This is a genomic window from Bacillus nitratireducens, assembly GCF_001884135.1.
GTDB classification, from domain to species: domain Bacteria; phylum Bacillota; class Bacilli; order Bacillales; family Bacillaceae_G; genus Bacillus_A; species Bacillus_A nitratireducens.
Map to the genome: position 1 here is coordinate 1 of NZ_MAOC01000095.1, position 11,374 is coordinate 11,374.

8 protein-coding genes and 2 pseudogenes are annotated in these 11,374 nt (G+C 33.2%); 7 read left to right on the forward strand and 3 right to left on the reverse strand.

Annotation, left to right across the window (positions count from 1 at the left end):
- Window positions 1–515 precede the first annotated feature (515 nt).
- From BAU23_RS28260 to BAU23_RS28270, 3 genes and pseudogenes are all read left to right on the forward strand, one after another.
- Window positions 516–959 carry a carboxymuconolactone decarboxylase family protein gene (locus tag BAU23_RS28260; protein ID WP_071735700.1) on the forward strand — a complete coding sequence of 148 codons (444 nt, stop codon included), beginning with the start codon at window positions 516–518 and terminating at the stop codon, window positions 957–959.
- A gap of 238 nt (window positions 960–1,197) precedes the next feature.
- Window positions 1,198–1,728 (forward strand): GNAT family N-acetyltransferase, encoded by a 531-nt coding sequence (locus BAU23_RS28265; protein WP_071735701.1) that lies wholly within the window; start codon window positions 1,198–1,200, stop codon window positions 1,726–1,728.
- Window positions 1,729–1,806: 78 nt separating this feature from the next.
- A pseudogene (locus BAU23_RS28270) lies at window positions 1,807–3,239 on the forward strand (IS4 family transposase).
- Between the two features lie 289 nt (window positions 3,240–3,528).
- Here the strand turns inward: BAU23_RS28270 and BAU23_RS28275 are convergent.
- A complete protein-coding gene (locus BAU23_RS28275; protein WP_071735703.1) occupies window positions 3,529–4,014 on the reverse strand; it encodes a CPBP family intramembrane glutamic endopeptidase in 486 nt (161 codons plus the stop codon).
- 355 nt (window positions 4,015–4,369) lie between these two features.
- Between BAU23_RS28275 and BAU23_RS28280 the strand changes: the two are divergent.
- From BAU23_RS28280 to BAU23_RS28295, 4 genes and pseudogenes are all read left to right on the forward strand, one after another.
- Window positions 4,370–4,759: pseudogene (locus BAU23_RS28280) on the forward strand (IS4 family transposase); the annotation flags it as partial.
- Window positions 4,760–5,051: 292 nt separating this feature from the next.
- Entirely contained in the window at window positions 5,052–6,599 is a 1,548-nt protein-coding gene (locus BAU23_RS28285; RefSeq protein ID WP_071735704.1) for a spore germination protein, read from the forward strand.
- A 4-nt stretch (window positions 6,600–6,603) separates the two neighbouring features.
- Window positions 6,604–7,707: a GerAB/ArcD/ProY family transporter gene (locus BAU23_RS28290; RefSeq protein WP_071735705.1), complete on the forward strand. Its 1,104-nt coding sequence runs from the start codon at window positions 6,604–6,606 to the stop codon at window positions 7,705–7,707.
- On the forward strand, window positions 7,704–8,807 hold the full coding sequence (locus BAU23_RS28295) for a Ger(x)C family spore germination protein (RefSeq protein ID WP_071735707.1): 1,104 nt from the start codon (window positions 7,704–7,706) through the stop codon (window positions 8,805–8,807). Before BAU23_RS28290 ends, BAU23_RS28295 begins: the two co-directional genes overlap by 4 nt.
- 495 nt (window positions 8,808–9,302) lie before the next feature.
- On the opposite strand, the gene BAU23_RS30035 is transcribed toward BAU23_RS28295, so the two are convergent.
- Together BAU23_RS30035 and BAU23_RS28300 are read right to left on the reverse strand one after the other, a co-directional pair.
- Complete coding sequence (locus tag BAU23_RS30035; RefSeq protein WP_165615109.1) at window positions 9,303–9,458, reverse strand: amidohydrolase family protein; 156 nt, start codon at window positions 9,456–9,458, stop codon at window positions 9,303–9,305.
- Window positions 9,459–9,529: 71 nt separating this feature from the next.
- Complete coding sequence (locus tag BAU23_RS28300; protein WP_071735708.1) at window positions 9,530–10,918, reverse strand: MFS transporter; 1,389 nt, start codon at window positions 10,916–10,918, stop codon at window positions 9,530–9,532.
- Window positions 10,919–11,374: the final 456 nt, after the last annotated feature.

Here is an 11,374-nt window from a genome sequence, read left to right on the forward strand (position 1 = left end):
TAACATAAGAGAATAGTAACGTGCTTTTAAGTTTAAGAATAGTCTAAATCCTTAAGTTGATGGATGTGGGGTAGAACCACATGCCCTTCAAGCTAAAATTTTATAGTACCCCCAGAATGAAATTTTGTGTTAACTTGTAACAAAAAATTAACTAAATCCCTATAAATAACTATAGGAAGATAAAAACTCTGTAGCTTTCGAATAAAGTTTGATCAAAATTATGTAGTTGTTTGGTGATAATAAAATTGTTTCATTTATAATAAAATCATTTAAAAAATTAATAAAGTTATTCAATTTATTCTGACGGTAATAATAAAGTAATTAAAAAGTGAAAATATTTGTTTGGAAAATACTGTTACTCATTTGCGATATTTACGTACCATGAAACAACTAATTACACTGTCTACAACTGACATTCTCTTTGATTTCGAATGCCTTACAAACAAAAAAATAGCACGAATGTTCGTATTAAGGTATAATTATAAGTATCTTAAAATCAAAGGAGGTCTTGCCTTATGAGTCAAAGAATTTCCTACTATGATGTTGCACCTGATGGCATGAAAATTATGATGGATATGGAGAAGTACACTAAGAAGTCTACAATTAATCGAATTACTAGAGAACTTATAAAGATTAGAGTCTCTCAAATTAACAGTTGTGCTTTCTGCATGGATATGCATACATCCGATGCTCGTAAGATAGGTGAAACCGAACAACGAATTTATTGCTTGAATGCTTGGAATGAATGTGATTTTTATACACCTGAAGAGAAAGTTGCTCTTGAACTATCTGAGCATATTACTCTAATTCCCACTAAAAGAGTTCCTGAAGACCTATATAAGCGAGTACGTGAACACTATGACGAGAAACAATATGTTGACCTTGTTCTGGTAATTAATCAAATCAACAGTTGGAATAGAATTTCTATTGCAATGGGAAATACAGCAACTAAAAAATAATTGCTCTCAACGAACGGTAAATAAGAATAAAATTAAAGGTGTTTAAAAATCACAATACAATTGTTTCATTTTTCTTTATTACGCAGTTATCATAAACTGTGACATAACCAAATTTTTGAAATTTATTATTTCATCCTTTATAGCTTTTATAATAATATCTTGAAATACGAAGGGACTGAACTATGCGCAGATATCAATATCTTGACCCCAAAATAAAAACATAATGGAGGTAAAAATATTGATTACAGAACTACAAACCGAAAGATTAGTTTTAAGAAAAATGAAAGTATCAGACTCAACTAGCATGTTTACAATTTGGTCTGATCCAGAAGTTACAAAATTTATGAATATCAATAGTTTTACTGATGAAAGCCAAGCGGTAGATATGATTGAAATGCTTGATAAGTTATCTCGGGAAAACAGAGCTATTCGTTATTCAATAATTGAATTAGAATCAAATGAAATTATCGGTTCTTGTGGTTATAATTCATTTGATTTCAAAAACGCCAAAGCAGAAATTGGTTACGATATTAGTAAAGCTTTTTGGGGTAAGGGATATGCGCCAGAAGCCATTCTCTCTTTAATGGATTATGCGTTTAGTACTTTAGAATTCAATAGAATAGAAGCAAAAGTTGAATCTAAAAACATCAATTCAATAAAAGTCTTACAAAAGTTAAACTTTACATTCGAAGGGACAATGAGAATGTGTGAAAAATCTAATGAAAAGTTTATTGATTTAAGTATTTATTCAAAATTAATAACAGATTAACTTATATTTAATAGCCTCAAAATGAAAAAAATACGTTATTCTTTCTGTAGAATCATAGGAAAGGATGGCGTTTTTTGTATGTCTATTTCTGTATCTGATGAATTACAACTATTTGCTCAAGAGATTCAAAGCTTTTTATCTCCAAATATCTTACGAGATCTTGCTAAAGATGTTGGTTTTGTACAACGAACAAGTAAATACCAAGCAAAAGATTTAGTCGCTTTATGTGTATGGATGAGCCAAAATGTCGCTACGACTTCTTTAACTCAGTTATCTAGCTGTTTGGAATCATCAACAGAAGTGCTCATCAGCCCTGAGGGACTGAATCAACGATTTAATCAAGCGGCTGTCCAATTTTTACAACACCTATTAGCTGAACTACTAACCCAAAAATCAGCCTCATCTATGCCGATTTCTTCTCCATATATTTCTGTTTTCAAACGTATTCGTATTTTAGATTCAACCGCGTTTCAACTTCCCGATGTATTTTCATCTATTTATCCAGGTGCAGGAGGATGCAGCCATACAGCGGGGTAAAGATTCAGCTTGAGTATGATCTATTAAGTGGACAGTTCCTTCATATTCATACAGGTCCAGGTAAACAACATGATCGAACCTACGGTTCTCTGTGTGTTCCAACTGTGGCAGCGAATGATTTATGTATCCGAGATTTAGGGTATTTTCATTTGAAAGATCTTCAACATATACAAGACAATAAGGCCTACTATATCTCTCGTATCAAGTCGAATACACGTATTTATCAAGAAAATCTCACACCTGATTATTTTCAGGATGGAAGAATCAAGAAAGGTACAGAGTATATACAGATAGATATGGAGGTTTTAATGAACTCTCTTCAGCCAGGACAAACATGCGAAATATCCAACGCTTATGTAGGAATGACTGATAAAGTCCCAACTCGTGTGATTGTTCATCGACTAACAAAAGAACAACAAAAAAAACGATTACAAGATCAAAATGTAAGAGAAAAAAAGAAAGGAATGAAGTATTCTTCTCGTAGTAAACGACTTAGCGGTATCAATGTATATATGACAAATACCCCTATAGATGTTGTCCCGATGGGACAAGTACATGATTGGTATTCTTTACGTTGGCAAATCGAGATTTTATTTAAAACATGGAAATCATTCTTCCATATTCATCATTGTAAAAAGATAAAACGAGAACGATTGGAATGCCATTTGTATGGGCAACTGATTGCTATTCTACTCTGTTCTTCTACCATGTTTCAAATGCGGCAATTACTTCTTATGAAAAAGAAACGAGAACTGAGTGAATATAAGGCCATATACATGATTAAAGATTACTTTCTTCTTCTTCTTTTCCAAGCTATACAAAAAGACACCCAAGAGCTATCAAAGATTCTAATTCGCCTGTTCAACCTCCTACAGCAAAACGGGCGAAAATCACATCGTTATGAGAAGAAAACAGTCTTTGATATATTAGGTGTCATTTACAATTGTACCATGTCTGATAATCAAGCGGCTTAATTCAAAAAAAATAAACCCGTTAGGGTTTATTTCGTATGAAAATCTTTAAATTCCCTATATGTAGCCTTTAGAAAAGAAGAAATAACCTCTACTATAATTGACGTTGTATGAGCTTAGCTTGATAGCGATGGGGTTCCACCACATCACCATCAAGCTAAGGAAAACGAGATACCCCCAAAACGAAAAGCTAACTTCTTATCCAACTTATGTGAATAAGAAGCTTCATTAGTGGAATCTGAAGGAGGGGTATAGGTTTCTAGATAGATTGCCCCCTACTAGGCCTAATTTATTAAAAATACAGATTTTGTATTGTAAGAGAAATTATATTATCTATCTCATGTATCCAAAACACAATCCAAAATCCAGATACTGTAACATATGCTTTTTCATTTTTTTTATAATAAATCAAATAAGCATAATTATAAAGAATTCCTGTTACTGTAATACATATTATATAAGTTATCCCAAATGGATGATATAAACCAAACATTAATGCTGCAATTAAAATTATTAATAAATCATGTTCACGAATCCAGGGAATACAACGAAGAATCCAGAATAAAAAAACTTGGAAAATTAAAGTTTCTACTATAGGAGCTATAATTAAAACTGATAAAATTTGAAGATATATAGGTTCATTCTGAGAAGGATTACTTTGTATTTCTGGTAATAATAAAATAAATGGTCTGGTAATTAAATAGCTTAAAATTACCATAACTAATATAAATGATATTGGGTGCAAATTCACAAATAATCGATGTATTTTTTTTATCACTTATTATCTTTCCTTTTCAATTAAAATATAAAAATACTTAACACGAATCCTCTTTGTATTTTAAACTATTTATCATTATAAATATATAATTAAAAATATAAAGAGGATGCATACAAACTAATGAATCCTCTTTGGGGTACCGCCACATCGCCATCAACTTAAGAAATTGATTGTTCCCCATGCCCATCAACTTAAGAATTTTATAATGCCCCCAAAACAAAAAAATTGCCCATTTTCACCTGAAGATGTCAGTTTTCTTGTTTTGGGGTATTTGTTTGTCCTAGATTCATAAGCTAGCAATTTAAAGGAAATTGACACTCTATGTTTCTATCGAGTATTTTTTGCACCAGAACCAATCGAACTGTTATTTAAAATATGGAAATCCTGGTTTCAAATTCATCGATGTAAATCTATTAAACAAGAGCGATTAGAATGACACCTTTATGGACAACTCATTAGCATCCTATTATGTTCTTCTACAATGATTAAGATGAGAGAACTCCTGTTAAGTAAGAAACAGAAAGAGTTAAGTGAATATAAAGCGATGTATATAATTAAAGATTATTTTTTACTTTTTCACCAAGCATTACAAAAAAATACTCAAGAGCTATCAAAGGTTCTTCTTCGTCTATTTAACCTCCTACAGCGCAACGGACGAAAATCTCATCGATACGAGAAAAAGACAGTCTTTGATATTTTGGGTGTTGTGTATGAGTATACCACTTCTACTCATCAGGTAGCTTAGTGAAAAAATTCAAATCCGTCAGGGTTTATTTGATATGCCTACTTTTATAACATCTATAAAAGATAATAAAATACTACGTGAAAAGACCACATTTTGTATAAAAATATACATTAAGTTGAAATCACGTTGCTATTCTCTTATGTTAATGAGAATAGCAACGTGATTTTTAAGAAATATGCACCAAAACTTTATAGTAATAAGTCTGGTGTTACCTCTCTAATTATTAGGATATTTTTTCTTCATATATGCATACTAAACATACTATAGAAGGTGCATAGAAGGTGAGGAAGTCATGACTAAATTTCTGAAATGGTTAAAATATAGAGAAAACCCTAAATCATTTTCAATACGAAACGATACTCCTGTTCCCCAAAAAAATATTGAGGACTCTCTCTTAGAAGCTAGTTTATCGAAAAACATAGCTGAGCTTCAGAATGTATTCCGTCAATCACCTGATCTAGTGATTCGGCGGTTTCAAATAACAGAATCTGGATTAGAAGCCGCTTTAGTATATTTGTCTGGATTAACAGATAAACAATTAATTCAAAATATCGTTTTAAGTCCTTTAATGAACAGTGATTTTAATACTAATACGGAACTTCCCATTACTTTAGGTCAAGTTAAAATGATTAGTACGTGGAATGAGATTGAAACGGCTATTTTAACAGGGGATAGTGTACTACTGATTAACGGCCAAACGACGGTTCGTCAATTGGACACGAAAGGATGGCCACAAAGGAACATTGAAGATGCTCATAACGAAATAGCTTTAAAAGGTGCACATCAAGGGTTTATAGAAACGGGAGCTCAAAATGTTGCGATGATTCGAAGGTACATTCCGCATCGTGAATTAATGATAAAAGAATTAGTAATAGGTGTGCGAAGTAAAACTAAGATTTCTATTTTATATTTGCAAGATATAGCTTCTGAAGATGTACTACATGAATTGGAAAGAAGGATTCAAAATATTACGGTAGATGCAGTAGCTAATAATAGTGAGCTAATTGAATTCATTGAAGATAACCCGTATTCACCGTTTCCGCAATTTATATTAACTGAAAGACCAGATTTGGCAGTCTCTCACATACTACAGGGTAGATTTGTAACTGTAATGGATCATTCGCCTAACGTATTAATTGCTCCAACAAATTTCATCTCCTTTTTTCAAGGTGTGGATGACTATGGTACAAGATGGCTAGTTGCTTCGTTTATTCGTATACTTCGTTTTATCGCCTTTATAGTTGCTTTATTTTTGCCTGCGAGTTATGTTGCGTTTATTTCTTTTAATTTTGAAGTGATTCCTGTAGAACTTTATTTATCTATTGCAGAGTCAAGGACACGCGTACCTTTTGTGCCAGTAATGGAAGCATTACTTATGGAAATAACTTTGGAAACGATGAGAGAAGGGGCCTTACGCTTGCCTACCCCGATTGGTCAGACAGTTGGAATTGTAGGAGGTATTATCATTGGACAAGCAGCTGTTCAGGCGGGAATTGTAAGTAACATTATGATTATTGTCGTTGCCGTTACAGCCATATCATCTTTTATTATCCCTAACTATGATATGGGCTCCGCAGTTAGACTTTTACGATTTCCAATGATGATCTTAGCTGCATTATTTGGAATTGTAGGATTGGTAATCGGATGGATGACATTACTTGGGCATCTTATCACTCTTGAATCGCTAGGAACCCCTTATGGAACACCGTTAGCACCGTTTCGCTTTGGAGATATGAAAGATACTTTTGTGCGTTTTCCTTTATGGGCGATAAGAAAACGATCGAACGGTACAGGAGCTACTCAATCTATTCGACAAGGAAAGAATCACAATAAAAGGTGAAACTATGAAAAAATATGCCTCTAATGACATCACGCTTATGCAGTATATTTTTTTAATTAATGGAATGCAGGTCGCCACTGGTGTTCTATCTCTTCCGCGTGTTCTTGCAGAAAAAGCTGGAACAGATGGTTGGATAGCTATATTGATTGGTTGGCTATTCTCTACGATGTCAGGTGTTTTTATAGTAAAAACAGCTGCAAAATACCCCGATGACACAATTTATGAAATTCTTATACGATTCTTTGGAAATATAGTAGGGAAAGCATTCGTTGTTGCTTATATGATATACTTTGCTTTTTATTCTTGCATCGTTTTAGTGAACGCTATGCTTTATCTTAAGGGATGGCTTCTTCCGAAAACACCAGATTATCTTGTTATCTTTTTGTTTACGATTCCTACTTTACTTGTTGCACGTAAAGGCCCACGTATTATAGGACGGTATTCCGAACTTAATTTTTATATGATGATTTGGATGCCATTATTCTTTTTAATACCTCTAAAAGAGAGCGGAAGTTGGATGCCATTCTTTCCGATATTAAAAGAAGGGTGGACATCTGTATTCACGGCTGTACCGACCACTATTTTTGCATATTTAGGGTTTGATATTGCTTTCTTTTTATATCCATTTTTACAAAAAAAGCAGTATGCAGTTCATGGAATGGTTATTGCAAACACTTTAACGATGTTATTCTATTTATTTGCTACTATTGTTTGTTTTGCTTATTTTAGTCCAGATAGTATTACTCAATTTAATCAACCAGTACTAAATTTACTTAAAGTAATTGAATTTCGTTTTTTAGAACGCTTTGACATGATTTTATTGGCTGTATACTTAACAATTGTTTCCACATCTTGGATTCCTGCCCTATACTGCTCAGTATTTTGTTCGAGTCAATTACTTGGGAAACAAGATCACAGTTCTCATGTAGTTGTTCTCTTATTGCTTATTATCGGTTTCATATTTTGGACTCGTCCAAGTTGGAATGAAGCTGAAATTTGGCAACAAGTATTTTCGAATGCGGGGGTAGTATTATCCTATATGTTGCCTATCATTTTATTGATGTATGGCTGGTTATATGAGAAGCTGCATCGGGGGAGAACGCATTGAAAAGAAAAGTATTATGTTGTATTTTGATATCGGTATTTATGATGACTGGATGCTATGACCAAACCAATATTGAAGATGTTTCCCTTTCACTTGCTATTGGCATCGACTTAGATCGTAATAATAATTTGTTGGTTTACAAGTCAAGCCCGATTTTTAATAAAGAAGCAAAGCTCAAAGAAGAAATTGTCGGTGTAAAAGCTACAACGATTCGAAATTCTAGAGACAAATTTGATGCTACTGTTTTCGCACTTACATCGGGAAGCAAAATGCAAGTTATTTTAGTTGGAAAACGGTTACTGAAAAAGAAAAACTGGGTAAAGAATCTTGATCCATTTTATCGAGATCCTAAAAATACAGTTACCACAAAAGTTATTGCTGTAGATGGGCCTGTTTCGAACATTTTTTTTCATAAACAAAAAGATAAGCCACGGCTTCCTTTATATTTAACAAAGCTAATCGAGACGGCAGCTTTAAGAAATATCACAGTAAAAACAAATCTTCAAGAACTACATGAACAAATGGCGGACAAAGGGAAAACAGCAAATATTACTGAGATAAAAAAAACAAATAAAATAATTGTAACAGGTACAGCTTTATTGGATGAAAAGGGGAAGTATAAATTAACTCTAAATCCCGATGAAAATAAACTATTACGTATTTTGCAACAAAGAACTACCGGTGAGTTTTCATTTACAATTCCAATTAAATTAAAGTCTGATAGTAAGGAAAAGGATTGGATGAGCTTTTCCGTCTATAGTATTAAAGTGAAAACAAAGGCAAGGTATGACAATAAATTTATATTTGATACAGATATAAAGATGAGAGTTGGCATAACAGAACGGCTTTTTACGTTCAATATAAGAAAAGATGCAGCGAAATTACAGAAGGCAATTGAAACGGAATTAGAAGAAGATTTCAAGCAAGTAATAAAGAAAATACAAGATGCAAATATTGATCCTATTGGGCTTGGGGGATACGCAAGAACTTATACATATCCAGAATGGAAAAAAGTCCAAAACAAATGGAATAATGCATTAGCAAAGGGCGATGTAAACGTCAAGGTAAATGTAGAAATTGGTGCGATGGGGACAATTAAGTAAAAGGAGTTCAACTTAGATTCGTACTAAATTGACAAGTATCTTCAATTTTAGAATGGGAATTTCCTTTAATAGGAGTCCCCCATGACCATCAAGCTAAGAAAAGCAAACACCCCAAAACAAATAAATGTATATTTTTTGTTTTGGGGTGTTATAAAATTCTTAAGTTGATGGATGTGGGGTAGCGTCACATGCCTATCAACTTAAGAAAACAGATTCACCCCAAAACGAAAAAATGAGCTTAATTCTCATATATAACTGTCGAGAGATAAAATTTTTGTTTTGGTGGTGCTTCAAAATATTAGCTTGATGGCGATGTGGTGCTACCCCTACTAAAAAAGCATCTATTTTTATCAATCTTTTTTCAAAGTGGATGCTTTATTTTTGTTGTAAAATGCTGGATTGTGGGATGTTTTTGATTAACCATTATTTCAAAGCTACAATGAAATAAACAAGAAAAGAGAGTCCCTTTCCCCAAAAGGCACTCTCTTTTTTCAATTAGATAGTTTCTCCATGCTCTAAACAAAGTAGTTTAGCTTTAACTGATTTTCCTACCTCGATTGAACCAGTTATACTTTCAAGACCTAATGATTTGGCAGGCTTAAATGTATAAGCATCAATAGCTGCGTATACATCAGGTAAACCTTTTTTCACCAATGCTTAGCCTGATAGCAATGGGATATGGAATTCCAACATGAAATAATCATTTTAGGTTTTTTATAAATTTATTTTGTCGCTTTTCGTCCTACTAATACCCAGTACAGAGATAAACTAAAAAGGGTAATTAGTGCGAGAATGAATAGGATGTTACTAAACATGGAAGCATCTGGATTGCTTATAACCCCTAGGAAATTTGTTCTCATTGCGGAATGGTCCATCATTGCGGCTGTATAGGCAATTCCGATTGACATAGCGACACTAAGTGTTAAATTATAAAATCCGATTGCTGTTCCTGTTTTTTCTTTCTCAATCGTACCAATGCAAGAATCAAGTAATGGTGCATACATGAGTGCAAATGAACTAGAGAATAAAACCATGGATATTATGAATACAACAACAGAAGTTTTTACAAAGAATCCACCTAATAGTAAGCTGACTATAATACTAGACATAGCGATTGTAATACATTGCTTGCTTCCCAAAACCTTCGCAATTTTTCCAGAAAGAGCCCCGACTATCGCACCTGCTATATAGCCTGGAATCAATAATAGTGAAATGGTATCTAGCTTCAAATCATAAATCTTTTCAAGCAAAAATGGAAATAAGAAAATATATGCTAACTGTACAGAGTAAATTATAAAAGCAACTCCAAGCAATGAGATAAACTGTTTATTTTGAAAGAATGATATTCCGATAAAAGCTTTTGAGTTCTTGCTGATATAAGTAAGGAACAAGGTAATTGCAACAATAAACAAGATAAGGTAAATCCAATTGAAATCGGTAATGTATAGTAGTAGGGATGCTGAAATAGCTCCAACTAGAAATAATCCTAATACATCTACATTACTGTTTTTCGCTTCATCCTTAGGAAGATACTTTAAAATAAAAGGAAGGATGAAAAGTGTTACAAAAGAAAGTAAAAACAGAGTTGTCCAATGGAAATATGTTGAAACATAACCTCCAGTTAATGCACCTATAAGCTGTGAAAGAGCAAAACTGCTTGTACTTAATCCTAAAAATTTCTTTTGTTCATTTGCAGGTAAATGTTTTGTTACAAATATCACGTATAAGGTTTCAGCTGATGCTAGACCGGCAGTTTGGATAATTCGTGAGATAACAACTAGTAAAAACGAGTGTTGAAAAATATATCCCATGGCTGAACCGGTACATATTAAAATAATACCAATGCTAAAAAGTTTTCTGATACTAACGGAATCCGCTAAAGTTGCGTAAACCACTGCCCCTATTCCAATTACAAGACCAGCTAGTGTTGCTTGCCAGCTAACTGTTGTCACTGAAATGTGAAAATCCTTTGCCATGTCAACAGAAATAATCTTAAACGAATTGTCAATTACCAAACATAATAGAAATAACAGTAAGATTACGGGTACTGCTTTCTTAGTACTATATTCCTGAGTTTTCTTCATGCTCACATCTTCATTAATGATAGACATAGCTTTATTCCTCTTTTCTTGTTGTTCAGGAAATCTTCTCCCTGAGTCATGATTGTCTGGCCTTTAACTACCAATTGATCCTTTTGTAAAAGAATCGTTTCAGTAATTTCCACACCTGTTGTTTCATTAGTGAGGCTTCCTTGTGCACAGTTATACCGATTTTTGTTCGTTCCTTCTTATGGTGTTCAAAAGGAAACGTTTTCACAAATAACAAAAAAATCGCCACCCATTCTAAGGGTTTCGCCATATCACTATTAAGCTAAGGTTTTCATATATCCCCTAAATTAAAATTTTCATTCTCTACAGAAAGTTACTCTGAGAGTTCAGCTCATTTTTGCATTTTTGGTGCATTTATTTTTCTTAAGTTGATGGATATGTGACGCTACCCCATCGCTATCAAGCTAAGCCCATACAACGTTAATTATAGTAGAGGTTGTTTCTTTTTTTAAAAAGCTA